Origin of the sequence: Neolewinella lacunae (assembly GCF_014349155.1) — a bacterium.
Lineage (GTDB): Bacteria > Bacteroidota > Bacteroidia > Chitinophagales > Saprospiraceae > Neolewinella > Neolewinella lacunae.
The window spans coordinates 152814-178751 of record NZ_JACSIT010000152.1 but is presented as its reverse complement, the minus strand read 5'-3'; the positions used below and the strand labels follow the sequence as shown (position 1 = coordinate 178751).

Sequence of the window (25938 nt, the reverse complement as noted above, 5' to 3'; positions counted from 1 at the left end):
TTGTAAAAACGTAACTACTGGTTTTAAACGTAGTTATGAGTTTTTCCAACGGCACAGTTACCGTGAGGGCATTCTGCATCAGATTACACACCCTACGTCTCCACCTCACGGCGAGGTGAGGTCCAGACGTTTTACGTCGCAGGATGGCTTGGTTTACGCACGAGGTAAGGTGGTCGGAAGGGGGTTGCAGTCGACGTGAAACGTCTCCACCTCACGTGAAACGTCTCCACCTCACGGCGAGGTGAGGTCCAGACGTTTTACGTCGCAGGATGGCTTGGTTTATGCACGAGGTAAGGTGGTCGGAGGGGGTTGCAGTCGACGTGAAACGACTCCACCTCACGTGAAACGTCTCCACCTCACGGCGAGGTGAGGTCCAGACGTTTTACTTCGCAGGATGGCTTGGTTTACGCACGAGGTAAGGTGGGGCGGAGGGGGTTGCAGTCGACGTGAAACGACTCCACCTCACGCCCCTAAAGCAAAGCCAGCAACACCTCCAGTTCATCTTCCCGCAATTCCCGCAACCCGCCCACGGGCTGGTCGTCGAGGCGGACGTTCATGATCCTTACCCTTTTCAAGGTGCGCACCTCGTAGCCCAGTGCCTCGCACATGCGGCGGATCTGGCGGTTGAGGCCCTGGGTGAGAAAAATCCGGAAGCGCTGCGGGCCCAATTTTTCGATGGTACAGGGATTGGTGACCGTGCCCAAAATGGGTACGCCAGCGGCCATTTGGCGGAGAAATTCCCGGTTGATGGGTTTATCGACCGTGACGATGTACTCTTTTTCGTGGGCGTTTTCTACCCGGAGGATTTTATTGACGATGTCGCCGTCGTTGGTCAGCAGCAGCAGGCCGGTGGAGGCTTTATCGAGCCGCCCGACGGGGAAGATGCGTTCGGGATAGTTGAGGTAGTCGATGATGTTGGACTTATCCCGGCGGTCGGTCGTGCAGGTGATGCCGGCGGGTTTGTGCAGGGCCAGGTAGCGGGTGCGGGGGGGCTCAGCCAGGGGTTTGCCGTCGAGCAGGACGGTGTCGCCTTCGCTGACGCGGTTGCCCCGCCGGGCGACTACGCCGTTGAGTTGGATGCGGCCCGCGTCCAGGAGTTTATCGGCTTCGCGGCGCGAGCAGTAGCCCGTACCAGCGATGAACTTGTTGATGGAAACGGAAGCGTCGTTGGTCATGCGTTTGCAGTGAGTTAGTGGGTTGGTGAGTTCGTGAGTTAGTGAGTTGGCTGCCGCACGTGATAGCTCTGCCGCGACGCGACGCAGGGGTTGGCTCCTCCGCCGGGCGGTACAAAGATAAAGGAGTTATTAAGTGGACTGCTGCGCGGGGTGAGTGCTAATGTCTTTTCCGGGGATCTGGGTTCTTTGCTTACCTTAGCAGCAGTATGGAAACCACCGAACTGCTGAAGCGGGTCCGCCGCATTGAGATCAAGACCAAAGGCCTGAGCCGACAAATCTTTGCCGGAGAATACCACAGTGCGTTTAAGGGCCGCGGAATGTCTTTCAGCGAAGTGCGCGGCTACCAGTACGGAGACGATGTGCGCAGCATCGACTGGAACGTGACGGCCCGCACCAACGAGCCCTTCGTAAAAGTCTTCGAAGAGGAACGGGAGCTCACGGTGATGCTGCTGGTAGACATCAGTAAATCGAGCTTTTTCGGCACCACCAACCAGTTGAAAAACGAACTGATAACGGAAATTTGCGCCGTGCTGGCCTTTTCCGCTACCAACAACAACGATAAAGTAGGGCTCCTGCTTTTCAGCGACCGGATCGAGAAGTTCCTTCCCCCCAAGAAAGGCCGGGGCCACATCCTGCGCATCATCCGGGAACTACTCGACACCCGCCCGCAAGGGGAAGGCACGGACCTGGGCCTGGCCCTCACCTACTTCACCAACATGGTTAAAAAGCGGAGCATCTGCTTCCTGCTTTCCGATTTCCTGGCCGAAGACTACGAAAAACCCCTCCGCCTGGCCGCCCGCCGCCACGATCTGATCGGGATGCACCTCTACGACCCCCGCGAACGGGAACTCCCCGACGTAGGCCTCATCCACGCCCGCGACGCCGAGACCGGTGCCATGGAATGGATCGACACGAGTAGCCGCCGCGTCCGGCAACGCTACACCGCCTGGTACGAAAAGCACCTTGCCTACTACCTCAATGCCTTCCAAAAAGCCGGTGCCGACACCCTGAGCATGGAAACCACCGAAGACTATACGAAGGGTTTGCTGCGCTTTTTTAAGGGGCGGTAAGGGAAGTTGCTGAGAAAGCGTGAATCATACTTTTAAAAACCGAGTCGCCGCTCACTCCCAAACCAGTTTCCCCTGGTCCAGCACTGCACCCCGACTAATGACCTGCCAGAAATACACTCCCGCCGGAAGACCCTCGCGAGGGAGAGTGACCAGTTCGTCCCTCCGCAGTGCAATTGTTTTTACCGTGCGACCGTAGGCATCGATGAGCCGCCAAGTGCCTTCCTGTAAGCCGCTGAAGGGCTTGAGCGCCAGGCGCACGTAGCTCCCCGCAGGATTGGGGTAAATATCCACCACCGCCTGGCGCGACTGACGCACTACTTCCCGCTGGCTGACAATGGGCGCAGCGCAAGGACTACTCTCCTTACCCAGCGGACCTAAACGGAAGTTCGGAAAGGCGGGCTGGTCCCGGAAAATAGGAAAAGGTAGCTGCATGGCCTCCTGCTCCCAGCCACTGGCTAGGCCCAACTCATCGGGGTAGTGGATCACGTGGTGGGCATCGGTATTGTGGGCGTAGGCGTAGAGTTTGCAATCAGGGCCCAGCTGAAAATTCCAAGCCCTCGGCGCAAAAATGGGGTGGTTATTGTTCGGATTGGTCAGAACACCTACGGTAAGGCGACTCGCGGCAATGTCTGCCGCCCATAAGTCGTACTGATAAATTGTGTAAACGGTACTGACGTACGCAAAACGCCCACTTGGGGAAATACCCACACCGCCAGCATTTCCAAAAGGCGGGGTCCTATCGATGATGGGCATTTCCACAAATTGAAAATTGCTGAGCTGACCCGTTTTCCGGTCGAAATCAAAGATTTGCATTCCTTCGCAGGAACAGTAACGGTAAAATTGGTCGCCTTGGGGGCTGAATACGCTCTGGTCTCCACCTCGGCTGAATCCGGAATCCTCAATTCCAATTTGTTGAATGTCATAAAGTTCAATGCCCGTACTATCGAGGAGGTAAACCGCGTATAAATTGGTATCGCGGAGTGGACTCACCACCCACCAGTCTTCACCGTTGGCGTGACGGTTGAGGTAGTGTGGTGCCTCCGCCAGCCGATCATCAATCAGAATGCCCTTACTCGGCACACTACCCCGCCCGTTATTACCCCGCATATCAACGTGGGTGGCTAGAAAGCGGCGGATAGTAAAGGGCTCTCCGTTTAATGGTTCTTCTAATTCATCTAGCGCCTTGTGCAACACCAAGTACTCCTCGGGACGTTTTGGCCAGGGTACAATCATTGTTGAGCCAGGAGTGATTGGGTAGCCGCGCTGCTCCCGGCCCGGGATATTACAAAATTCATTATAAAAATAACCCGAACTGAGCGTATCTCCGTTAACCATCTTTTCATGGCGATAGTTATAGAGCGCGCAGCCATTGGTATAAAACTGTAGTTTGCCTTCCGCGTTGCAAATAGTAGCGGAGCCACCTTCGAACTTAATGCGCACTCCAATCGTGTCAATAGTAGGAAAGCCCGAAGAAAAATCTGCTTTTACTGCTCCGTTAACGGACGAGAAAATCCAAACATTATCATAGTGGTGCTGTGCGGCAACGGAAAAGGAAATAATAAGGGCATAAAAGCAGCACAGACCCCGGGGGTGAATGTTGCTCATTGTTGCACATTGATGAGGTGAGTAGTATTTTTTTGCTTGACCAGCTGAAGGGTAACCATGTAGGTGCCCGCCGTCAGTTTGGGTAATGGGAGGGAACCTGAAGTGGTGGGGTTGTTTGAGAAGCTTCGGTCTAACATAGAGGGTTTTGGTTTTGGAGCCTGCTGTAATCTACGCCGGTTAATTATCAGCACCAAATTAATTTTCATCTCCCAAGCCAATATTCTGCGCAATTGCAGGAGATAAGACCGTTTTAAAAGAGAAATTAGGTGATTAAAACCACCTTTAATAAAAAATCAGCACTCAATCAGGGGCTAGACTTTGGCAATAGCACTCCCTACCCCACCTCCCCCCGCTCTTGCAAAGACTTCAACCGCACCTGCATCCGTGCCCAAATGGCGGGGAAGAAAAACACGCGCAGCAGCTCGATGCGCTTGCCCGCACTCGTGGTGATGGTGGTGCGGTGTTCCTCCTGCTGTACGTCGGTGATGTGGAAAAGCGGGACGTACTCCGGCGCGCGGAAACCCAGCTTGGTCTCCAGCCCTACGCCGTCGATTTTTACCAGAAAGAGGTTGCGGAGGAACATCCACAAAAAGACGGGCAGCAGCGGGTAGGTGGACTCGTGCAAACCCTGCCCCCCCAGGAGACCGTAAACGGCCAGCGCCGGCAAAGCCACCACACTGAGGCAGACCACAAAGAAGGTCACGTTCCGCAGCGGAAACAGCGTGCCCTGCCGGTACTCCCGCACCAAACCCGCAATCTCCAATCCGGCCATCAGCAAGACCGCAAGCGCGCAGCCGCAGAGCAGGGCCAAAACGAAACTGTTCCAGAACGCGCTGAGCGGTCCGGAGCGCAGTTCATAGTAATAAATAACTATCCCCACCAGCAGCACCGAGGCCAGCCAGCCGATCCGCTGGTAGGGAGGCATTTTTTCGAACATGGGCCGTATGGCTTAAACTTCGCAGATCCGCAAGCCTTCCTCCAGCGCCTTGATCTTGTCTTCGTAGGTGGGAATGTACTCTTGGGCGATGAAGCCCGTGAAGCCGGATTCGTGGATGGCGCGGATGATGGCCGGGTAGTTCAGCTCCTGGCTGTTGTTGATCTCGTGCCGCCCGGGGACGCCCCCGGTGTGGTAATGCCCGATGTAAGGCGCGTATTTTTTGATCGTCGCAATCACGTCGCCCTCCATGATCTGCATGTGGTAGATGTCGTACAGCAGCTTGAAGTGATCAGAGTTGATCATCTCGGCCAGGGCCACGCCCCAGGCGGTGCGATCGCACATGTAGTCGGGGTGGTTCACCTTGCTGTTGAGCAGTTCCATTTGCAGGGTGATGCCGGCTTCTTCGGCCAGTTTCACCATGGGCCGCAGGCCGATGGCGCAGTTCATCATGCCGTCGTAATCACTAATTCGGCGGCGGTTGCCGCTCATCACGATCAGGTTTTCGATGCCGTGGTCGGCGGCGTCTTTGATGGCTACGCGGTAGTTTTCCTGGAGTTTTTCATGGTTTTTGGGCTCGTTCCAGCCGTCCTCAATGCTGAAAGCCTTGATGGTGCCCATGGCGCAGGTCATGCCATATTTTTTCAGGATGGGCCAGTCTTCTACCGTCAGCAGCTCGATGCTTTGTAGGCCGATGTCTTGGCCGCGCTCACAGAGTTCCTCCAGGGGGATGTCGTTGTAACACCACTTGCAGGTGCTGTGCTTGGTTTTGTACGCGCCCGCCTGGGCGTCGGCGGCGTTGGTTGCACCCACGGCGCGGCTGAGGGCGAGGGAGCCCAGCCCCAGCGCGGTGGCTTGCATGGCTTTTCTACGGTTCATGATCGAGAAGTAATTGAGGTGGGTAAGATAAGGGAATTGAGCAGATTACTGTTTTGGGCGCGGCCGCAGGTGCGGTGGAAGTCCTGGCAAGCGCAGAGGTGGGAACCTAGCCAAAGGTTTTCACCGCATGAGCTACGGCCCGCGCGGTAAGCGCCAAATAGGTCAGGCTGGGATTAACACAACTGGCGCTCGTCATCGCCGCCCCATCGGTGACGTACAGGTTTTGGCAGTTCCAGACCTGGTTATGTTGGTTGAGGACGCTGGTTTTGGGGTCGCGGCCCATGCGGGCGGTGCCCATTTCGTGGATGGAAAAGCCGGGGTAAACGTCCTGGTTGAACGTGCGGATGTTTTTGACGCCCGCCGCTTCCAGCATTTCGGCGGCGTAGGCTTGCATATCCAGGCGCATGGCCGCTTCGTTTTCGCCGAAGGCGACGTCCATCACCAGCGTAGGCAGCCCGTCGGCGTCAAGCTTATCGTAGTTCAGGGTCACGCGGTTATCGGGGTTAGGCAGGCATTCGCCGAAGCCGGTGATGCCCAGGTTCCAACTGCCGGGCTGTGTAATGGCCGCTTTGAGTTCGCCCCCCGGGGCCACGTTGATTTCCCGGACGAGCGATTGCCAGCTGCCGCGGCTCCCCCCGCCCTGGTAACCGAAGCCGCGCAAATAACTCCGCTTGCTGGCCGCGTCGCCGAGATTGACGAAGCGCGGGATGTAGATGCCGTTGGGCTTACGGCCTTTGTAGTACTTATCGGTATAGCCTTCCAGCTGCCCCGATGCGCCTACGCTGTGGTGGTGGTCCATCACGTTGCGGCCCACCTGGTCGTTGTCATTCCCCAGGCCGTTGGGCTGGGCGGAGGATCGGCTGGCCAGCAAAATGGCGGCAGAGTTGAGCGCCGAAGCACACAAAAAGACGACGCCCCGGCTGAAGTACTCCACTTCCTCCCCAGTGTTGAGCAGTTTCACCCGTACACCGCTGGCGCGTTTTTTATCGGCGTCGTAGATGATTTCCCGCACCGCCGCGCCGTTGACCAGGGTCATGTTGCCCGTCGCCTCCGCTACGGGGAGCGGACCGGCATTGGAGCTGTAGTAGCCACCGTAGGGGCAACCCCGCCGGCAGCGGTCGCGGTACTGGCAGTTGCCCCGGCTGCCCAGGTGCACCGCCGGGTCGTAATCCGTCAGGTGCGCCACCCTCCCCTCCGATACCCTGATGCGCGGGAAGCGGGCGTGCACGCTTTGCCGCAGGTGCTCCTCCGCACAGTTGAGGGGCATTGGTGGCTGAAATGGCCCGTCGGGGAAGTGGTCCAACCCCTCGGCCCGCCCACTCACGCCTACGAAGCGGGTCACGTAATCGTACCAGGGCTGCAAATCCCGGTAGCGGATGGGCCAATCTACGCCAATCCCCTCCCGGGCGTTGGCCGTAAAGTCCAGTTCACTCAGCTGGTAGCACTGCCGCCCCCACACCAGGCTGCGGCCGCCGGTTTGGTAGGCCCGGATCCAGTCAAAGCGCTTTTTCTCGGTGTAGGGGTAAGCGCCGTCCTTTAGGAAATGGTGGATGCCGCCCTGCTCCATCACGTAACCCTTGCGGCTCAGATAGGGATAATCTTTGGCTTGGACCTCCTCGGGGATGCGCCCGCCATAGGGCAGTTCCCAATCATCAAGGTTGGCTGTAGGGTAATCCCCGTGGCGAATGTCTCTTCCTCGCTCTAATACCAGGGTCTTAAGTCCTTTGCGGCACAACTCCATGGCGGCCATGCCACCGCTCATGCCCGTACCAATTACGATGGCGTCGTAGGTATTCGCTTCCTTACCGTTCATGGGGGGAAGATAGGGAGTAAGGGGGGAAAGGAATAAAGGGGGAAAGGAATAAAGGGAGAAAGGGCGCGCGCCCGCTACTGAACTATGCACTACGAATTATGAACTAAAAAAGGGGCGCGGTCGCAGGTGCAAGGCAAGGACAAAAGCAGCAATGGAGCCGTCCTGGATCAGGTTGACAGTTAAAAATCCCCGGCCGGCGGGTAGCTGACATAATTTGTTTCGCCCTGAAGGAGCTGGAGAGCCAGGTCAGCCGTCTGGAACCGGTACCCCTACACCGTCGCTGCGGCCTCTACATACTCGATGAGGCCAGCAAAAATGGCGTGGCCATCGGTGTTGCCCAGCAGCGGCTCGCTGGCCCGCTCAGGGTGCGGCATCATGCCAAAGACGTTGCGTTTGGCGTTGCAGATGCCCGCAATGTGGCGGGTACTGCCGTTGAGGTTGGCCGCTTCGCTGAGTTCGCCACTGCCATCGCAGTAGTAAAACAGGATCTGGTCTTGGGCCTCCAGTTCATCCAGCGTCGCCGCATCGGCGTAGTACCGGCCTTCGGCGTGGGCAATGGGCAGGCGCAATACCTGGCCCTCCGCCAGTTGGCTGGTGACGGCCGTCGCGGTCGTAGCCGTGCTGAGGTAGCAGTTCCTGGCGATGAAGCGCTGGTCGCGGTTGCGCAGCAGGGCGCCGGGCAACAGACCCGCTTCGCAGAGGATCTGGAAGCCGTTGCAGATGCCGAAAACGTAGCCACCGCGCTGGGCAAAATCCGCCACCGCCGCCATGATCGGGCTGAAGCGCGCAATGGCACCAGCCCGAACGTAATCGCCGTAGCTGAAGCCACCGGGCACGATGATGCAGTCGCCGGGACCGAAGCCTTCCAGCGTTTCGTCCTTGTGCCACAGTTTTACGGTTTCCCGGCCCATGACGGTGCCGAGCACGTATACCATATCGTCGTCGCAGTTGCTGCCCGGGAATTGGATGACGCCAAATTTCATTGTCCTCTACTTTGGTAAGGGGCAAAGGTAGTCATTGCCGCCGGGGAGTTGCTACTGCTTGGTGTAATGCTTGCGGTCCGTCAACGAAGAAGTAGGATTGCGCCAGCCATTGCCCAGGCCCCCACTCCAGAGCGCATCGGCCTGCAGCGGCCCCCAACTGCCTGCGGGGTAGCTGTACAGGGGCACTTCGTCTTTTTCCCAGGCCTCGAGGATGGGGTCAACGAAGGCCCAGGCCGCCTCGACACTGTCGCCGCGGGCGTAAAGCGTTGGTTCGCCCTTCATGCAGTCCAGCAACAGGCGGGTGTAGGCCTCCGGGACGTCGTTCTTCGTCAGGTCGCGGTAGAAGAAGTCCATGTCCACGTTCTTCACCCGGAAGCCTTCGCCCGGCACTTTCATCCCAAACTCCAGGGCCATGCCTTCGTCGGGCTGGATGCGGATGATGAGCTGGTTATCGCAGCTCATGGCGTAGTCGTCGTATTCCGCGAAGATGGCCTGGGGCGGATTCTTGAAGGTGATCACCACTTCGGTGAGCTTCAGGGGCAGGCATTTGCCCGTACGCACGAAGAAGGGCACTCCCGCCCAGCGCCAGTTGTCGATGAAAAACTTCATCGCCACGTAGGTCTCTGTCTTGCTCTTTTCGGGTACCCCGGGGGAGTCGCGGTAGGCCACTTCCTTCCCCTCGGAGGTAATGCCTTCGGTGTACTGCCCGCGCACGACGTGGGTTTTGACGTCCTTCTTCGTGATGGGGCGCAGCGACTGGAACAGTTTCAGTTTCTCATTGCGGATGCTGGGGGCGTCGGCCCGGATGGGAGGCTCCATCGCCACGTGGGCCAGGACCTGTAGGAGGTGGTTCTGTACCATGTCGCGCATCGCCCCGCTTTCGTCGTAGTAGCCCCCCCGGCTGCCCACGCCCACCGTTTCGGCGGCGGTGATCTGGACGGACTGCACATAGTTGCGGTTCCACAGCGGCTCGAAGAATCCGTTGGCAAAGCGGGTCACCAGCAGGTTTTGCACCGTCTCTTTGCCCAGGTAGTGGTCGATGCGGTAGATCGTGTTTTCGGGGAAGTGTTCCTGGATTTCCCGGTTCAGCTTGATGGCCGATTGCTCGTTGTAGCCGAAGGGTTTTTCCACGATCAGGCGGGCCCAGGCGTCTTGGTTGTTGTTCAGCCCGGCCTTGGCCAGGGCGGCGGGGATGGTGCTGTAGAGCTTCGGCGGCGTGGAGAGGTAGAAGATATAATTGCGCCCTACCCCCAGTTCTTTATCGAGCTTCTTGAGCCGGTCGGCCAGCGCCTTAATGTCCTTTTCTCCGTCGTAAGTGGCCAGGTCCTGGTAGAAAAGTTTCTCAGAAAAGGCCTTGATCTCTTCTTCCTTGGCACCGTCAGATTTGAAATGCTCGTTTTCAAAGATGACCTTGTTGCGGAAGGCCTCGTCGGTAAAATCGGTCCGCGACGCCCCGAGCAAGGCAAATTTTTCGGGCAGGTAGCCACCCCGGAAGAGCTCAAAGACGGCGGGGACGAGCTTGCGCTGGGCCAAATCACCGGAAGCACCGAAGATGACGAGTACGTGGGGGTCTAAGTTACTGGGCATACGTAAGAACCGTTGGGCGGTTTTAAAACAGTGTCTAGCAATTTGGGGCTGCCCCGGGGGGGGCGGAGACCAAAACAAAGGCGGCGCAGAATCGGGGGGGCTTCCAGCAAGCACTGAATGTCCTAACAAGCGCGTACTTTGCAAAGGTGATGACTTTCCGGAAGGTTTACGCCCCCGGGAAGCTAATTTTGCCCAATCACAATAAAATCCCTCCAAAATGACCATTGGCATCGCTACCGACCACGGCGGCATCGAACTCAAACGGCAGCTGCAAAACTACCTGGAGCAGAAGGGCTTTACCATCCGCGACTTCGGCGCTTTCGAGTACGATGCGCAGGATGACTTCCCCGACTTCGTCATTCCCCTGGCCCGGGCCGTCGGGGCTGGCGAGGTGCAGCGCGGCATCGCCGTTTGCGGCAGCGGCGTAGGGGCCAGCATTGCGGCCAACAAGATCAACAACGTGCGCGCCTGCCTCATCACCGAGACCTACTCCGCCCGCCAGGGCGTCGAGCACGACGACCTCAACATGATCTGCCTCGGCGGCCGCGTCATCGGCATCGCCCTGGCCCAGGAGCTGGTCGATAATTTCCTGGCCGCCGAGTACCAGGCCCTCCCCCGCCAACTGCGCCGCATGGGCAAAATTGCCGACTTGGAGAAGTAAAGCCGCGTTGGGAAAGCGCTGTTTGCCGCAACTTCCCGCTGCCCTGTGGTGGTTATCCGCTCGTCTGCCATCCCGCTGGCATGCGCTGCGTTGCTGCCTTTTTCAGGGTGTGGTTAGGGCGCGGCCGCAGGTGCTCCCCCCCGACCCCCCGAAGGGGGGAGAAGGGACAGGGAGCAAGGTTTGGGCCAGCCCCGCCCACCTAAAGATTTACGTTATGTTGTTTCGTGGCCCCCGTCGCTTTCGCGGGCGGTGGGGGCTTTTTTAGGACCGGCGGAGAACAACTTTGCGGTCAGGTAAGCATCTTCGATCAGCTTCTTGAGCAGCACATTTACGTCAATCCGGTTGGAATGAATCCAACTGCCTATTTCTGCGCCGACTTCCATTTCTACCCGGAGGTACTTTTTTCTTCTTCGAGATCGGAATCGATGCTTTCCCAAGGGCCGTCGAATGCCTCGTCATCTGCTATCGCATCATCGTCGTAGCAGATCAAATCATCAGGAACATCGACGCCAGCCTCTCCTAACGCCACCGCATCGAGTGCTTCTACCCGTTCTACTCCAGTAAATTCCACCTCCATTTCGGAAGTGTAAGCGCCGCTGGCAATCAGTTCGAGCGCTTCTTTAACGGTCACTTGATTACTCATGCTTGTCATCTTGTTTGGTCAAGTCTTTCGCCGCCAACCGGGTTGTTGTTGGCCCTAGCTTAGCACCGAAGTACACCAGCGCAACTTCTCCCAGCCGCGCCCCACCCCGCTCCTCCCCCTTTGGGGGTTGGGGGGCCAACGTTCTCCCCCCTTCGGGGGGTCGGGGGGGAGCACCTGCGAACGCGCCCTAAAAGCCACGCCTCTCCCCCAACTACCTTACCCGTAACGCGCCGCAAACTCCTCCGCGCTGGGCTTTGCCAGGTAGAAGGCGAACAGCAGCGGTAAGACCAGGAAGAGCAACTGCCCATTGTGCGTAATGAGGGCCATGGTGATGACGAGCAGCGTGCCGCCTTCCAGCACCGCCAGGCGCAGGATCACGCTGCTGCGGTAGTGGGCAAAAGCGTCGCCCGCTATATTTTGCAGCGTGGGAATGCTCTTAACGCGCATTTGATCCAGAAAACGCGACGCAAAAACCGTTGCGAGGCCATAAGCCAGCACGAGGTACAGGTCCTGGTTGGGGCCCAGGATGTAGTCCGGTACCGCCTCCGGGTCCTGCAGCAGGTAGTAAACCACCCCCGCAAACAGCACCTGCCCCGTTACGAGGGCCAGGAAGATGACGTTGAGCGCCTGGAAGTCGTCTTTATTCAATTCCATGCATCATCTTTTTCATCCAGCCGGAGATGGCAATGAAGAGCACGCCGGCCGAAATCGGTACGATCGCAAAAATCAGGAAGAAACCACTCAGTCCCACCGCCTCGGCAATGGGCTCAATGTAGGACCCCGTGAGGCCACCGGCGAAGTTGGCCACGAAGTTGGCGACGAAGAAGACACCAAACATGAGGCCCACCAGGCGGAGCGGGGCCAGCTTAGAGACGTAGCTGAGGCCCACCGGCGAAATGCAAAGCTCGCCCAGCGTGTGGAAGAGGTAGGCGGCAATGAGCCAGAACATACTCACGCTGGCCGATTGAGCACCATCGGGGATGCTGAGCGCACCCACCGCCAGGATGGCAAAACCAATGCCCAGCAGGATGAGGCCCAGGGCAAATTTGACCGGCCCACGCTGTAACAACTTGATCCGCTGCTCCCACAGCTTGGCAAAAGCGGGTGCAAAACAGATGATGAACAAGCTATTGAAGATCTGGAACCAGCCCGCCGCCACTTCCGGCTCGGTGGTCGTAAACTGTTCGTAAAGCATATTGCCCACCAGCAACCACACCAACACGAAGGCCAGGCCAAGAATGGAGTTGGCCAAACCGTACTTCGCAAAGGTGATCTTCGATAGCTTCAGAAAAACGTAGGTAAGGACCATCACCGGAATCACGGTGAGTAAGGTATTGGCAATCCGGAAGGTAGTCGCACTGTCCCCGTCGAGCGTACGGTCGGTATATTTCAACGCAAAAATCGTCATGGAACCACCGGCCTGCTCGAAGGCCCACCAGAAGAAAACAATGAAGAAACTGAAGACGATGATGGACCACACCCGGTCGCGTTCCACTTTCAGCAGGGATTTATCCGACACGATCCAGCCCACAAACGCAATCACCGAACCGATGATGATGGGGGGCATAAACTGCCGGCTGATGGTTTGCAGGGCGTTTACCTGGGGCTCCGTAAAGTAAGCGATCAGGAAATAGACCACCGCCGCAATGCCAGTGCCGATGAAGGCCCACTGGATGGCACGGGGTCCCTCCCGGCCATCGCCCTGAGAAACTGCGGGGATGGCCCCCTCAATGCTGCCGCCGTCGGGCTCCACGGCAAAGGCACTGGCGTTGGCCGGGTCATTGTCGTAGCCTTCCAGCTCACTGGGGGCCAGGCCGATGCGGCCGAAGATTCCCTGGGCGAAGTAAAACTGTACCAGGCCGATCAGCATAAAGACGCCCGCCAGGCCAAAGCCGTAGCTGTAGCCCCAGTCGGGGTTCTCCCCGTAGTAGCTGCACAGCATGATGCCGAGAAAGGCACCGGAGTTGATGCCCATGTAGAAAATCGTGTAGGCACCGTCTTTCAGCTCCGGCTCTTTGTCGTACAACTGGCCAACGATGGAGGAAATGTTGGGTTTGAACAGTCCGTTGCCAATGATGAGCAGGGCCAGGCCCAGATAAAAGGCGTATTCCATTTCCAGTGCCATGGAGGCATGGCCTAAGGTCATGATCAGGGCCCCTGCCAGCACCGCCTTGCGGTAGCCAATATACTTATCGGCAATGATGCCCCCGATCATGGGCGTGAAGTAGACCAAACCGGTGTAAATACCATAGAGCGCCAGCGCATCCGCCGTATCCCAGGGCGTTTCTCCAAAGGCGACCTGCACCAGGAAGACGACGAGCAAAACCCGCATCCCGTAGTAGCTGAACCGCTCCCACATTTCGGTAAAAAAGAGAACGAAGAGGGCTGGTTTTTGCCCAAAAATATTGCCCTTGATTTCGGGCGTGGAGGATAGAGAGGTGGCCATGATCCGTTTTTGTTCGGCCTAAAGAAACGAAAATTCGCCAATCTTCACTCTTCCGGAACAATTCAGCAAAGAATTTTAGCAGCGCCAAATCCCGCGTTTAGCCACCTACCCGGGGGCCATGTACGAAGCTCCGCCGCAGGCTGGCCCCAAACCAGCCCCCCAGGCCCGCCGTTATGCCCGCCCAAAGCGCCGTCACCCCCACCAGGCTCCAACCCTCCGCCAGGCCAAAAGCCACGGCCAGGCGATCGCTCAGCCGCCCCTCCGATTCGAAGTGCAGGTAGCCCGCATACACCCCCCACACCAGGAAAGCCGCCACAAAGGAAAACCCAAAGGCCGCCCGTCGCCACACGGGAAAAAGCAGGGCCAAAACCACCGTCGCCACCGCCAGCAGGTACCAGGGCAAACCAAAGTATAGCCCGGCCACCGCGGCGAGCATAACGGAAAGGAGAAGAAAAAATCTGTACATCAGCAAAGGATTAAGGGAGGAAAGGGTGAAAGGGCGAAAGGAGTAAAGGGCGTCAGGCAAGCGTTTTCCCCGGGTGCATCGGAGACTGTTCATCTAAGTGTGTATACTAACTATGAACTACTGAACTATGAACTACTGAACTATGAACTACTGAACTACCGCACCACCACCCGCCGGATGCCCTTCCGGCCGTCTTCGAGCCGCAACTCGATCAGGTAGACGCCAGCGGGCAGGTCACCCAGATCGAGGGAAGCGCTCCCGGCGCTGTCGGGCTGGAGGCTGCGCATCCGCCGTCCGTCAGCACTGATGATGTACAGTTCCGCCGCCCGGGCGGTACCTGTCCACGCAACGCGCAACGGGCCCGCCGTGGGGTTGGGGGATACCGACCAATCGGCGGCTTGCAACACTGGCGCGTCGGTGTCCGTGCAGTTATCGAGGAAGTAAAACAGTTGGAAAGGGCCCGGGCTGCCGCCGCAGAGACTGGCCACTTCCACTTCGTAAGCACCGCAGAGGTTAAGGTCGGGGATGGTCAGTTGAATGCCCGTCACGTCCGTCTCCGTCCAGGCACCCGTTGTGCCGCGCAGACGGTAGCGCAGGCGATAGCTGCCTCCCGGCGCGGCGGAGGCGGACCAATCCAGGCGGGTATCCCCCGTCATCTGGTCGAATCCGGCCCGGAGTTGGGCGGGCGGAGGGCAACCTTCGGCGTCCACGATTGAGAGACAGTAGTCTTCCACCTCCCCGTCTTCATTGTCGCTGCACGGCCCGCCGCGGACGCTCCGGAACTGCATGATGACGCGCATTCGGGTGGAACGCAGGGCCGCCGTGGTGGGGACCGTAATGTCGGCCGTAGCTATTCCGCCGCTGGTGCTGACGGCCTCGGCCGCAATTTCCGTGCTGGCGAAGACGCCGTTCTGGTCCCAGTCGATGTAGATCCGGAAAGCTTCTGACTCCGTCCCCTGCGGGAAGCCAGGACGTAGCTGGATGGGGTATACGCCGCCCCGCACGAAGGGCTGGGCCGTCACCTCCCCAAAGCTGGTGTAGCCGTTGGGCTGGGGTCCGCTCGTTTTGACCAGCAGATTGCCCAGGTTCACCTCCGCAATCCACTCGCGGGCGTTGTCGTAGCGGTCGGGTTCGCAATAGGTGGCTTCCTGGCAAGCGCCACAGCCGGTGCTGCGTACGGTCATCCGCTGGCCAAAGTCGGTCAGGAACGTATCGCAGTTGGTCTGGAATTCAAATTGGTAATCCGTACAGGGCAGGATGCCGCCCGCGATGCCGAGTTGGTTTTGGGTAGGACCGGCAGTGCGCGTCGTCCAGTTGTCCGTGCCCGCTTGGCGGTAGCGCAGACGGTAGGAGCGGCCCGCCAGCAGGGGCGTCCAGCGGGCCACGAAGACCTGGTTGGCGGCGGCCACTACCGAAAAATCGTTGGGGATGGTGCAGCAACCGTCGGTAAAAACGCTCAGAATGCGGGTCTCCACGGCTTTACTACCGCAGGCTCCGGTCAGTTGCACCTCGTAGCCCGTACAGTTGGCCAGCGTATTCAGGGTGTAGGGTGGGCTGGGGTCGGCTACCGAAATCCATTCGGTCGTGCCAATTGGGCGGTAACGCAGGTGCAAGGTGGTGATGTCGGCAATGGACCGCCAATCGACGGTGATGGACGTTGCCGAACCCGGGGAGGACACGGCAGTAAAACTCGTCGGGGCGAGGCAATCGCTGCACCGCGACATGAGTTCGGCCATCGCCGCGCCTACGTCCAGCCGCCCACCCGTCACGGTGATGCCAGCCAGGCTGGCGTTGGGTTTGACGGTGGAGAGGAGGACTTCCCGGACGGTCAGGGCGGCCGCCGCCGGGTCTGCGGCCAGCAGCTGGGCGAAGGTGGAACAGGGCGCCGAATACAACAGTGCCGCCGCACCCGCCACGTGGGGGGTGGCCGAAGAGGTGCCGCCGAAGTAACCGTAGTTGTTGCCCAGCGCGGCGGTAAATGCTTCCTCCCCGAAGGCTCCGAGATCGATGGAAACGTTGCCGAAGCCAGCCTCCCGCACTTTTTGGTCGCGGGTATTGACGTTGGTGACGCCGATGAGGTACTCGGAGGGGCAGTTGGTGGGCAGGTCGCCTTCCAGTTCCACGTTGACGTTGCCGTTGATGGTGGCCCCGACGTTGAGGATGCCGGCCTGCCCGAGGCGGTCGTAGAGGTTGCACCAGATGGGGCTATCGTCGGCATCGCCGAAGTCCGTCCCCCAGCTGGCGTTGGTAACGGCTACGTAGGCCCCCTGCGCACCGTCGGTGGCGTTGTAGCGTTCGCGGGCCTCGAGGGCGTAGCTGTAGGCTTGGAGGACCTCGGCTTCGGAATCGAGGAAGGCATTGCGGATCATCATGATTTTCACCCGCCAGTTCATGCCGCTCACGCCGATGCCGTTGTTGCCCACGGCACCGATGATGCCGCTGACGGGCGTACCGTGGTCGTCGGAATTGCCGGCGTTGACGTCGGGGTCGTCGCTGGCCGTGTCGTAGCCGTGGTAATCGTCGACGTAGCCGTTGCTGTCGTCGTCTACGCCGTTGTTGGGGATTTCGCCGTGGTTGCGCCAGAGGTTGGCCACGAGGTCTTGGTGGTCGAGGTCGATGCCATCGTCTAGTACGGCTACGACGATGGTGTCTCCGTTGGCGGTGACGCCGCCGGTGGTGACGTCCCAGGCCGCCTCAATGTTGTGGTCGGCGCCAATTACGCCGTTGATCTGGCCGAGGTTGCGGTGCTGCCACTGGTCGGGGTAACGCTGGTCATTGGGGCGGCGGCGGAGGGTAATGAAATGATTGAGCTGGACGGCGATGACGGCGGGGTCCTGGGCGTAGCGCTGCCGCAGGTCGGTGGCGGCGTAGCGGGTGAAATCGAAGCGAACGAGGTAGGTGTTCAGGCTTTGGCCGAGGGGGACAACGGCGCTTAGTTCATCCTTTGCCGCTATCCATTCCTTGGCATCTACGTCCGCGCCAAACTGCACGATGAGCTCGCCCTGGCGGTGGGTAAGTTGCTGCGCGCCTGCGGGGAGGGCCAGGCAAAGGCAAAACAGCAGTAGCGGAAGGAAAAGTCGGTACATGTCTCAAAGGGGTTGGCCCGCTAAACAACGAAAAAATTGGGGATTTATGGGCCATTTAGTAAATGCGAATGCGTAGCAGCGTCGTTGGACGGACACCCCCGGACTCTTTTACGCCGGTGGTGGAAGGAAAAGGCTTTGGGTTGGGAAAGATGCAATGTGCTGGTTACCATGCACTTCGTACCTTTGCGGCCGCAAAGAAAATCCATCCCGCATGATTACTTACGTTACCGGGCCGATCACGCACAAGAACCCCAGTTTTGTAGTGATCGAGGCAGGGGGCATCGGTTACCACATCAACATCAGCCTTTTTACCTACACCCAGATTGAAAAAGCCGAAACAGCCAAGCTCCTGACCCACCTGTACGTGCGGGAAGACCAGCAGACGCTGTACGGCTTTTTCGACGATACGGAGCGGGGGCTTTTCCGGCTCCTCATCGGGGTGAGCGGCGTGGGGCCGAGTTCGGCGCTGATCGTCCTTTCGAGCATGAACCCCGATGAATTGCGGGCGGCGGTGATTGGCGAAGACGTGACGAGCATCCGCCGGGTGAAGGGCATCGGACCCAAGACTGCGCAGCGCATCATCCTGGATTTGAAGGACAAGGTGGTGAAGGAAAGCTTCGCCGAGCCGACAATGCTCGCTGCCCAGAGCAATACCCAACGGGGCGAGGCGTTATCTGCTCTGGTAAACTTGGGTTTCGCCCGGCCGGCCGTACAGCGTGCCCTTAATCGGGTCTTCGCCGCAAAGCCGGACGTAACAGCCGCGGAAGAGATCATCAAATTGGCATTGCGTGAATTATCGTCTTAAGCGACCCTCTTTTTCCACCATCGCCGTCCGGGCTGGCCTCGGCAAATACTCTTAAAACTGACCGCTAGTAACGTGATCGCTCCACCGCGACCGTTCACCGAGGGTTGCCCGACACTTCCCCCCGGGCATTTTTGGAAGGATTGATATATGAAACAGACGCTACTATTACTCGGTTTTGCCCTTGCCTCTCTCAGCTTCACCTACGTACCCTACCGGACTCCGGAAGATGCGGCCGCCAGTCGGAAAGCCTTTGCGCACCTGGCCAGCAGCCCCGCCCCGGTTCCGCTAAATACTGAAGTTCTGCTTGCCTACGGTGCCATCCGTGGGGCGGCCCAGGATACCTTGCCCCCCTTGCAGGACCGGCGCGGCGACTTCATCACCGACCCCAACCGCAACCCCATTGACCTGCGCGACCCCTCGGTAGTTGAAAAAACCGTTGAGTACGACCCCGAAACGGGCCGCTACATTGTCCGGGAGCGCATGGGGGATATCGACTTTCGGCCGCCGACGTACCTGACCTTCGAGGAATACCTTCAATACCGGGAAAAACGGGACAAAGACCGCTATTTCCAGCAATTGGCTGGCGTGGGCAACCCCGAAGATGCCATTTCCGTTGGCGACCCGCTGGCCGACATCGAGCTGGACCCCGAGCTGCTGAACAACCTTTTTGGGGGTACCGAAATTGACATCCAGCCCCAGGGCGGCGTGGATCTGAGCTTCGGCCTCAACTACCAGTTTCAGGACAACCCCTTCATCGTCGAACGTTTCCGGAGAAACACCATCTTCGACTTCGACATGGACATCCAGATGAACGTCACTGGCCAGATCGGGGACAAACTCAAGCTGAACACCAACTACAACACGGGGGCCACTTTCAACTTCGATAACCAGATTAAGCTGGACTACAACTCGGAGGCTTTCGGCGAAGACGACATCATTAAAAAGATTGAAGCGGGCGACGTCAGCCTCCCCCTGAATGGTTCCCTGATTGAGGGCGCACAATCGCTCTTCGGCCTGAAAACGGAACTGCAATTTGGTCACCTCCGGCTGACGGCCATCGCCAGCCAGCAACGGAGCCAGCGGGAAAAACTCACCATCGAAGGCGGCAGTCAGCTCGCCCAGTTTGAGGTCTACGCCGATGACTACGACGAGAACCGCCACTTTTTCCTGAGCCACTACAATCGCAGCGTCTACGAGGAATCCCTGGAAAACCTGCCGCAGATCAATACCCTGTTCAACGCCGAGAACATCGAAGTCTGGATCACCAACGACCGCAATGAGGTATTAGAGGTTCGTGACATCGTGGCCTTTGCGGACCTGGGCGAGCCCGAGCGCCTCACCAACCCCCGCGCCGTCAACCGTTTCCCTACCCCCCGCTACCGGGAAATTTGTGACGGAGAGCCCCTGCCCGAGAATGGCGCCAACGACCTCTACGAAAAGCTCTTGGCGGCGGGCGAAAGTGTAAGGGACATCGACCGTTCCGTAGCCACCCTGCAATCCGCCCGCTTTGGCCTGGAGCAGATCCGCGATTTTGAAAAAGTCTCCGCCCGCAAACTCAATCCCCGGGAATACACCCTCAATCCTCAGCTGGGCTTCATCTCGCTCAACATCAACGTCCAGCCCGATCAGGTGGTCGCTGTTTCTTACCGCTACAAATACAACGGGGAGATTTTCAAGGTTGGGGAACTCTCCGTCAACACCGATAACTCAAGTACGGATACGAGCAACTTCGCCAACCAGGTACTGTTCACCAAAATGCTCAAATCATCCACCCAGCGCGTGGGCCAGCCTACCTGGGATTTGATGATGAAAAACGTCTATTCCCTCGGGGCCTACCAGGTCAACCAGGAAGACTTCCGCCTCGACATCCAGTACGAAGACCCGGGAGAAGGCTTCAAGCGCTTCCTGCCCGTGCCCGTAGACAATCCTTCCACGCCTGACCTCACTTACGTGCCCGGGCTCCCCCTGATCCGGGCCTTCAACCTCGATCGGCTCAACACCCAGCTGGACCCCCAGCCCGACGGCGTTTTCGACTTCGTGCCCGGCATTACGATCAACCCCACGACGGGACGGATCTACTTCCCCGTACTGGAGCCTTTCGGCAGCGACCTGGCCGAGTTGCTCCGCCCCGAAGACCGCAGTCAGTTCGTCTATCAGGAATTGTACGATTCCACCATTTTCCAGGCGCGGGAATTTCCCGAGAAAAACCGCTTTGCCATCCGTGGGTCCTATAAATCTTCGGTACAGTCGGAGATCAGCCTGGGGGCGTTTAACATTCCGCCGGGATCGGTCCGGGTGACGGCCGGGGGGGCATTGCTTACGGAAGGGCAGGATTACACGGTTGATTACAGCACGGGGCGGGTCCGCATCCTCAACGATGCCATTCTCAGCTCGGGGGTACCCATCAACGTCAGTTTTGAAGACAATACGATCTTCAGTTTGCAGACCAAGACCATGCTGGGTCTGCGGGCGGACTACGAAATCAACGACAACCTGAGCGTGGGGGCCACCTACCTTAAGCTTTTCGAGCGGCCCTTTACCCAGAAGGTTAACCTCGGGGAAGACCCCATCAACAACACCATCTACGGCCTGGACGCGACCTTCCAGAAAGAATCGGGCTTTCTGACCCGCCTGGTGGATAAGCTGCCGTTTTACAGCACGAGTGCACCCTCCAACATCAGCCTGACCGCCGAAACGGCCTGGCTCCGCCCCGGGCACAGCCGCGCCATCAACCGGGCCCGTGGCGACGACGAAGGCATTGTTTACCTCGATGACTTTGAAGGCACGGCCAGCCCCATTGACCTGATGGTGCCCGTCCAGAGCTGGTACCTCGCCTCCATCCCCCAAAACGACGCCCAGAACAATAACCCCCTCTTCCCGGAAGCTACCCAGCAAGGCCTCGTCAGCGGGGCCAACCGGGCCCAGCTCAACTGGTTCCGGACGGAGCCCAACGCCCGTAATCCCGATGACAACAACAACGTCTACACCAGCGCGGTACCCCAGCAGGAGGTTTTCCCCAACGTTGACCTGCCCATCACGCAGCGGGCGCGCAACCAGTTTTTCTCGTTCGACATGGCCTTTTACCCCAATGAACGGGGACCTTACAACTTCGACGACCTCGACGGCTACCCCGGCTTTACGGCGGGCGTAACCCTGGAAAACGACAACATCGCCCCCGTCAAACTGCTCAACCCCGAAACCCGCTGGGCCGGCATCATGCGGGAAATGACCACGCCGGATTTTCAGTCCTCCAACATCGAGTTCGTAGAATTCTGGATGCTTTCGCCCTTCCTCGACGGGGAGAACCCCCGGCAGCCCGCCCCCGACGGCGATCTCAAGCAGGGTACGCTCTACATCAACCTGGGCAACGTCAGCGAAGACATCCTCAAAGACAGCCGCAAGTTCTTCGAAAACGGCCTGCCTGGCCCCGCCAACCCCAACCGCCCGGTGGATGAGACGGAGTGGTCGCGCGTACCCGTAGCCCAGCAAATCACCCGGGGCTTCGATAACGACCCCGAAACCCGCGAGTTGCAGGACGTGGGCCTGGATGGCTCGAACGACGAGATGGAGCGCCAAAAATTCAGCGACTACCTCAACCGCCTGAGTGGCGGCAACCAGGCGGGCTTCCAGATTTTGCAGGAAGACCCCGCTAACGATAACTTTTACTACTTCAACAACGATCGTTATCAAGACAGCGACGACTTGCTGACCCGCCTGCGCGGCTGGAACGGTACGGAAGGCAACAGCGCCGCCAACAACCAGACCCAGAACAATACCCGCGAGAGTACCACCAACCTCCCCGACACCGAAGACATCAACCAGGACAACACCCTGAACGAGGCCGAAAGCTACTTCCAGTACGAAATCCCCTTCGTCCGCAGCAGCGCCGACGGACGTAACTTCGACCAGGAGCAAACGCCCTTCATCACCGACCGCCTGGAGGCACCCAATGGCCGGGTGTGGTACCGCTTCCGCGTACCCCTCAACAGCGACCAGCGCAAAGCCATCGGGGGGATTCAGGACTTCCGCTCCATTCGCTTCATGCGGATGTACATGACGGGTTTCCGCGCCCCAACCATTCTCCGCTTTGCCGAGTTTGAACTCATCCGCAACAGCTGGCGGCGCTATACCCGCGATTTCCAGGGAGCACCCGTCATCGGCGGCGAGGAGAACACGGAATTCAACGTCGATGCCGTCAACATCGAAGAGAACAGCAGCCGCCTGCCCTTTAATTACGTGTTGCCCAATGGCATCCGCCGCGAGCAAAGCCTCGGCATTCAGAACACTCTACAAAATGAGCAATCGCTGTCGTTGAAGGTGCAGAACCTCCAGCCCGGGGGGCGCCGTGCCGTTTTCAAGTACACCGATACCGACCTGCGGGTATACGATAACCTGCGGATGTTCGTCCACGCCGAACCTTTGGGCGAAAGCCGCTTCCAGCGCCCCGAAGACGGCGAGCTGAGTCTCTTCATCCGCATGGGTTCCGACTTCGAGGCCAACTACTACGAATACGAAGTGCCCCTGCGCATGTCGGATACTGCCGTCATCAACCAGTGCCCGCCCCCTCCCGGTAATGGACGGGTGGAAAATACCAGTTGCTACTCGCAGGAAGTATGGCCCATTGCCAACGAAGTCAACCTGCCCCTGGCCCTGCTCCGGGAGCTGAAACTCGCCCGGAACAACCAAGGCTTCTCCTCTTCCCAGGAATTCGCCGACCGCTTCCGGCCTTTCGCGGGCGTCGGCGGAGAAGATGACCCCATCCGCGAAGTAGAACACACCATCCGCGTCAAGGGCAACCCCAATATCGGCTTTGTCAAAGTATTCATGATCGGGGTGCGTGCCAAAAACGACCTGAACAACGACGGGCTGAGCGCCGAAGTCTGGGTCAACGAGCTCCGTCTCGAAGGCCTCGACGAGCGGGGCGGCGTGGCGGGCCTGGCCCGGGCCGACATCCAGTTGGCCGACCTCGGAACCGTCACCGCCGCCGCCAATTACAGCAGCATCGGCTTCGGTGCCCTGGACAACAACGTGACCGAGCGCGCACGGGAATCCACCGCCGGCTACGACCTGGCCGCCAACATCAACCTCCATAAGTTCTTCCCCGAACGCCTGGGGCTGCGCCTGCCCGTCTACCTTCAACACAGTAAAACGGTCAGTACCCCCGAATACGACCCCTACGACCTGGACATCAAACTGAAGCAGAAAGCGGAAAGCGCCGAAAATGCCGCCATCCGCGATTCGGTGCTTGAACAGGCCCGGGAGATCAATAAGATCACCGCCATCAACTTCAACGACGTCGGCATTTCCACCGGCGGCGGCAAAAGCCCCATCAGCCCCGATAACTTCAGCGTCAGCTACGGCTACACCAAAACAGAACGTTCGGACCCCTTCATCGAAAACGAAACGATCAAGGATTATACCGGAGCACTCGACTATTCCTACAACCGCGGCCGGGGAACCCCGCTGGAACCTTTCAAAGGTATTACCAGCAAGTACCTGAAATTGCTCAGTGAATTCAACATCAACCCCCTGCCCAACAGCTTCACCTTCGCCAATATTCTCAACCGGAGTTTTGCCACCACGAAGTACCGCTTTGCCGATGTTGACCCCCAGTTCAACACCTTCTACAACAAGCGCTTTACCTGGGACCGGCTTTACGACGTCCGCTGGGACCTGACGCGCAGCCTCAAACTGGGCTTCAACGCCAACATGAGCGCAACGATTGACGAGCCCGACGAGTCGGAACTCGTTGAGCAGTTCCCCGACCCGAACGCCCGGGATGATGCCCGCAAGGAAGCCATCTGGGAAGGACTCCGCGCCGGCGGACGGCCCAAGCTCTACACCCAGAGCATCAACGCCAGCTACCAACTCCCCCTGCGCTTCCTGCCCTTCCTGGATTTTGTCGACGTCCGCACCAGCTACCTCGGCCGCTATACCTGGAACGCCGCCCCGCTTTCCCTGGTGGAACTCGGCCTCGGAAACATCATCCAGAACAGCCAAACCCGGCAGGTGACGGCCAACCTCAACTTCGAGAAGTTCTACGATCAGTTCAGCTTCCTGCGCAACATCAACCGCCCCCAGCGCCGCACCACCCGCCCCGGTGCCCGCGAACAACGCGACGCAGCAGAAAAGCCCGGAGCTACGACCAAGGAAGACCGCAGTAAGAAAAGCAGTGGCCCGAGCGCCGGTGCCCGCGCCCTCATCCGCCCCCTCCTCCTCCTGCGTAACGCCCGCTTCAACTTCAGCGAAGACTTCGAAACCGTCATCCCCGGCTTCCTGCCGGAGCCACGTTTCTTTGGCCAGAACACCGGGTTCGACGCACCGGGCTGGGGATTCGTGGCGGGCTTCCAGCCCAAAATCCGGACCCTCGACCCCGCCAATTACGGCAGTGACGACGACTTCCTCAACAACCTGGCCAACGATGGCTACCTCTCCCCGAGCGTCTTCCAGAGCCAGGACGTCATCCAGAATTTTACCCGCCGCTGGGATGCCGCCGTCACGCTCGAACCCGTGCGCGACTTCCGCATCGACCTGACGATGAACCGCAACTTCACCGAAAACTACACCGAGAGTTTTAAGGTGCAGGAAAAAGGCCCCGACGCGCCCTTCCTCCATACCATCCCCGTTCGCGAAGGTGCCCTGACCTTCAGCAACGGCGGGGCCCGCAGTCTCTTTAAGCAAGACACCACCGACCTGAACGTGCTCTTCGAAACTTTCGAATCCAACCGCCGCCTCATCAGCCAGCGCCTGGGCGACGGAACACCGCACGCCGATCCCGAACTGGCCGCCCAGGGCTATTCCTTTGGCTACGGACCCAACCAGCAAGACGTCTTGTTGCCCGCCTTCCTCGCGGCCTACCGGGGCGAAAGTGCCAGCGACGTTTCTCTCGATCCCTTCGACCTCAAGGCCAGCCCCAACTGGCGCGTCACCTACAACGGCCTCGATAAGGTAGGCCGCCTCGGGGAGGTTTTCCGCCGCGTCAACATCACCCACGGCTTCCAGTCTACCTTCGCCATCAGCAGCTACGGCACCAGCCTGGATTACCTCGATGCCCTGGAACAGGCCACCACTCCACAGTTCACTGGTCTCGATACGGTAACGCTCAACTATTTCCCCCGCATCGAGATCCCGAACGTCACGGAGGCGAAGTCTTTCGCGCCCCTCATCGGCATCGAGGCGGAATTACAAAACGGCCTTTCGTTCAACTTCACTTACCAGACCCAGGAAAACCGCAGCATCAATGTGGTGAGCAAACTCCTGAGCGAAAACGTTTCGAAGGAGATCGTCGGGGGCTTCGGCATCGTGTTACAAGACGTGCAGATCGGCTTCCTCCAAGGAAACCAGAAAAAGCGGCGGCCAGCCCGTACGGACCCGGCCGCCCCACCCCCCCCCGCCGCGCGCCAGGGCGGGGGCAACAGCCGCTCGGGCGGGCGTTTGCAGGTGAGCGACCTCGACATCCAGTTCAACCTCAGCCTCCGCGATGGCAAAACCTACGCCAGCCGCCTCAACCCCCGCATCCGCGAAATTGTCGAGGGAAGCCGCGTCTTCACCTTTGCCCCTTCGGCGGAATACCAGGTCAACAACCTGCTCAGTTTGCGCGCCTTTTTCGACTACCGGAAAACCCAACCCTTCAACCCCCTCGGCTTCCCCCAAACGGCGGCCAGCGGCGGGATCGTGGTACGCTTTCAGTTGCAATAATGGCGTTTGCGACAAAGCATCTGACGTAAGAGCTTGTCTAAAAAGGCGCGGCCGCAGGTGCAACATTTAGCTTAAGGAGCGGGGGAA

17 protein-coding genes are annotated in these 25938 nt (G+C 59.0%); 4 read left to right on the top strand and 13 right to left on the bottom strand.

Annotation, left to right across the window (positions count from 1 at the left end):
• Nucleotides 1-470: 470 nt before the first annotated feature.
• Nucleotides 471-1175, bottom strand: a complete 705-nt coding sequence (locus H9S92_RS19555) for a pseudouridine synthase (RefSeq protein WP_187468387.1) — start codon at nt 1173-1175, stop codon at nt 471-473.
• 206 nt (nt 1176-1381) lie between these two features.
• Between H9S92_RS19555 and H9S92_RS19550 the strand changes: the two genes are divergently transcribed.
• Complete coding sequence (locus H9S92_RS19550; RefSeq protein WP_187468386.1) at nt 1382-2245, top strand: DUF58 domain-containing protein; 864 nt, start codon at nt 1382-1384, stop codon at nt 2243-2245.
• A 51-nt stretch (nt 2246-2296) separates the two neighbouring features.
• Here H9S92_RS19550 and H9S92_RS19545 read toward each other — a convergent pair whose 3' ends face one another.
• The 6 genes from H9S92_RS19545 to zwf form a co-directional block, all read right to left on the bottom strand.
• Entirely contained in the window at nt 2297-3352 is a 1056-nt protein-coding gene (locus H9S92_RS19545) for a T9SS type A sorting domain-containing protein (RefSeq protein ID WP_222936178.1), read from the bottom strand.
• Nucleotides 3353-4184: 832 nt separating this feature from the next.
• Nucleotides 4185-4787: a hypothetical protein gene (locus H9S92_RS19540; protein ID WP_187468384.1), complete on the bottom strand. Its 603-nt coding sequence runs from the start codon at nt 4785-4787 to the stop codon at nt 4185-4187.
• Nucleotides 4788-4799: 12 nt separating this feature from the next.
• Nucleotides 4800-5663, bottom strand: a complete 864-nt coding sequence (locus H9S92_RS19535; protein ID WP_187468383.1) for a hydroxypyruvate isomerase family protein — start codon at nt 5661-5663, stop codon at nt 4800-4802.
• Between the two features lie 106 nt (nt 5664-5769).
• Nucleotides 5770-7476 carry a GMC oxidoreductase gene (locus H9S92_RS19530; protein ID WP_187468382.1) on the bottom strand — a complete coding sequence of 569 codons (1707 nt, stop codon included), beginning with the start codon at nt 7474-7476 and terminating at the stop codon, nt 5770-5772.
• A gap of 269 nt (nt 7477-7745) precedes the next feature.
• Complete coding sequence (purQ, locus tag H9S92_RS19525; protein ID WP_187468381.1) at nt 7746-8459, bottom strand: phosphoribosylformylglycinamidine synthase subunit PurQ; 714 nt, start codon at nt 8457-8459, stop codon at nt 7746-7748.
• Between the two features lie 51 nt (nt 8460-8510).
• The gene (gene zwf, locus H9S92_RS19520; RefSeq protein ID WP_187468380.1) at nt 8511-10046 is read right to left on the bottom strand and encodes a glucose-6-phosphate dehydrogenase; all 1536 of its coding nucleotides are present in this window, start codon (nt 10044-10046) and stop codon (nt 8511-8513) included.
• Nucleotides 10047-10263: 217 nt separating this feature from the next.
• Between zwf and H9S92_RS19515 the strand changes: the two genes are divergently transcribed.
• Nucleotides 10264-10707 carry an RpiB/LacA/LacB family sugar-phosphate isomerase gene (locus H9S92_RS19515; RefSeq protein WP_187468379.1) on the top strand — a complete coding sequence of 148 codons (444 nt, stop codon included), beginning with the start codon at nt 10264-10266 and terminating at the stop codon, nt 10705-10707.
• 212 nt (nt 10708-10919) lie between these two features.
• Here the strand turns inward: H9S92_RS19515 and H9S92_RS19510 are convergent, their stop codons facing one another.
• The 6 genes from H9S92_RS19510 to H9S92_RS19485 form a co-directional block, all read right to left on the bottom strand.
• On the bottom strand, nt 10920-11090 hold the full coding sequence (locus H9S92_RS19510) for a hypothetical protein (RefSeq protein ID WP_187468378.1): 171 nt from the start codon (nt 11088-11090) through the stop codon (nt 10920-10922).
• A 2-nt stretch (nt 11091-11092) separates the two neighbouring features.
• Nucleotides 11093-11350, bottom strand: coding sequence for a hypothetical protein (locus H9S92_RS19505; RefSeq protein WP_187468377.1), 258 nt, complete (start codon nt 11348-11350; stop codon nt 11093-11095).
• A 216-nt stretch (nt 11351-11566) separates the two neighbouring features.
• Nucleotides 11567-12004, bottom strand: coding sequence for a hypothetical protein (locus H9S92_RS19500; protein WP_187468376.1), 438 nt, complete (start codon nt 12002-12004; stop codon nt 11567-11569).
• A complete protein-coding gene (locus H9S92_RS19495) occupies nt 11991-13796 on the bottom strand; it encodes a peptide MFS transporter (protein ID WP_187468375.1) in 1806 nt (601 codons plus the stop codon). The genes H9S92_RS19500 and H9S92_RS19495 overlap by 14 nt, the downstream gene beginning before the upstream one ends.
• A gap of 97 nt (nt 13797-13893) precedes the next feature.
• The gene (locus H9S92_RS19490) at nt 13894-14262 is read right to left on the bottom strand and encodes a hypothetical protein (RefSeq protein ID WP_187468374.1); all 369 of its coding nucleotides are present in this window, start codon (nt 14260-14262) and stop codon (nt 13894-13896) included.
• A 155-nt stretch (nt 14263-14417) separates the two neighbouring features.
• Complete coding sequence (locus H9S92_RS19485; protein WP_187468373.1) at nt 14418-17348, bottom strand: S8 family serine peptidase; 2931 nt, start codon at nt 17346-17348, stop codon at nt 14418-14420.
• Nucleotides 17349-17559: 211 nt separating this feature from the next.
• Here H9S92_RS19485 and ruvA point away from each other — a divergent pair, with 211 nt between their 5' ends.
• Nucleotides 17560-18153, top strand: a complete 594-nt coding sequence (gene ruvA / locus H9S92_RS19480; protein WP_187468372.1) for a Holliday junction branch migration protein RuvA — start codon at nt 17560-17562, stop codon at nt 18151-18153.
• Nucleotides 18154-18300: 147 nt separating this feature from the next.
• Complete coding sequence (gene sov / locus H9S92_RS19475) at nt 18301-25851, top strand: T9SS outer membrane translocon Sov/SprA (protein WP_187468371.1); 7551 nt, start codon at nt 18301-18303, stop codon at nt 25849-25851.
• Nucleotides 25852-25938 lie beyond the last annotated feature (87 nt).

Excerpts from the sequence above, each read along its gene's own strand:
- H9S92_RS19555 (WP_187468387.1), bottom strand. The coding sequence starts at position 1,175 with ATGACCAACGACGCTTCCGTTTCCATCAACAAGTTCATCGCTGGTACG.
- H9S92_RS19550 (WP_187468386.1), top strand. The coding sequence starts at position 1,382 with ATGGAAACCACCGAACTGCTGAAGCGGGTCCGCCGCATTGAGATCAAG.
- H9S92_RS19545 (WP_222936178.1), bottom strand. The coding sequence starts at position 3,352 with ATGCGGGGTAATAACGGGCGGGGTAGTGTGCCGAGTAAGGGCATTCTG.
- H9S92_RS19540 (WP_187468384.1), bottom strand. The coding sequence starts at position 4,787 with ATGTTCGAAAAAATGCCTCCCTACCAGCGGATCGGCTGGCTGGCCTCG.
- H9S92_RS19535 (WP_187468383.1), bottom strand. The coding sequence starts at position 5,663 with ATGAACCGTAGAAAAGCCATGCAAGCCACCGCGCTGGGGCTGGGCTCC.
- H9S92_RS19530 (WP_187468382.1), bottom strand. The coding sequence starts at position 7,476 with ATGAACGGTAAGGAAGCGAATACCTACGACGCCATCGTAATTGGTACG.
- purQ (WP_187468381.1), bottom strand. The coding sequence starts at position 8,459 with ATGAAATTTGGCGTCATCCAATTCCCGGGCAGCAACTGCGACGACGAT.
- zwf (WP_187468380.1), bottom strand. The coding sequence starts at position 10,046 with ATGCCCAGTAACTTAGACCCCCACGTACTCGTCATCTTCGGTGCTTCC.
- H9S92_RS19515 (WP_187468379.1), top strand. The coding sequence starts at position 10,264 with ATGACCATTGGCATCGCTACCGACCACGGCGGCATCGAACTCAAACGG.
- H9S92_RS19510 (WP_187468378.1), bottom strand. The coding sequence starts at position 11,090 with ATGGAAGTCGGCGCAGAAATAGGCAGTTGGATTCATTCCAACCGGATT.
- H9S92_RS19505 (WP_187468377.1), bottom strand. The coding sequence starts at position 11,350 with ATGAGTAATCAAGTGACCGTTAAAGAAGCGCTCGAACTGATTGCCAGC.
- H9S92_RS19500 (WP_187468376.1), bottom strand. The coding sequence starts at position 12,004 with ATGGAATTGAATAAAGACGACTTCCAGGCGCTCAACGTCATCTTCCTG.
- H9S92_RS19495 (WP_187468375.1), bottom strand. The coding sequence starts at position 13,796 with ATGGCCACCTCTCTATCCTCCACGCCCGAAATCAAGGGCAATATTTTT.
- H9S92_RS19490 (WP_187468374.1), bottom strand. The coding sequence starts at position 14,262 with ATGTACAGATTTTTTCTTCTCCTTTCCGTTATGCTCGCCGCGGTGGCC.
- H9S92_RS19485 (WP_187468373.1), bottom strand. The coding sequence starts at position 17,348 with ATGTACCGACTTTTCCTTCCGCTACTGCTGTTTTGCCTTTGCCTGGCC.
- ruvA (WP_187468372.1), top strand. The coding sequence starts at position 17,560 with ATGATTACTTACGTTACCGGGCCGATCACGCACAAGAACCCCAGTTTT.
- sov (WP_187468371.1), top strand. The coding sequence starts at position 18,301 with ATGAAACAGACGCTACTATTACTCGGTTTTGCCCTTGCCTCTCTCAGC.